The sequence below is a fragment of the Ralstonia sp. VS2407 genome, from assembly GCF_052950655.1.
In genome coordinates, this window is the sequence record NZ_JBRFVG010000276.1 from 1 (window position 1) to 462 (window position 462).

A 462-nucleotide genomic window follows, 5' to 3' on the forward strand; every position below is an offset into this window, starting at 1 on the left:
CCACCTACGAGGCCCTCGCACGCGCCCTTAGCGCTGATCCGGCCGATCGCCACCAGTCCGCCGGCGAGCTCGTCGACGAGCTCGAGGGGGCGATCGCGCTCGACCCGGCCGCGGCGACCCGCACACCGGCATTCGAGCAAGACCGCGGCGCTCTTCCGACTCGTCCCCATCACGAGGACGACCCAGACGACGAAACCCGAGCCGACATCGCCGCCTCAACCGTGACGCCTCTCCCGGAGCCGGAGCCGGAGCCCGAGGCTATGCACGAGCTCGTCGACGTCGACGAGCTCGTCACCGAACAACCAGCCGTTACGGCGCCCGGTCGCCCGCGAGGCTTGAGCCAGGTGCAGCGTCGGCGTCGCGGGGCGATCGCCGGCGCTTTGACCGTCGCTGTGCTCTCGGCCGGCGGCGCGGCCGCGCTGCTGGGTGGTGGCGACCAGGACCCGCCACCTGCAGCAACTG

Annotated in this window: 1 protein-coding gene; it reads left to right on the forward strand. The window is 72.5% G+C overall.

Annotated features, from left to right (window positions below):
* Positions 1-462, forward strand: a 462-nt coding sequence (locus ACU8YE_RS25030; protein WP_446930250.1) for a hypothetical protein, incomplete at both ends; no start/stop codon positions are given.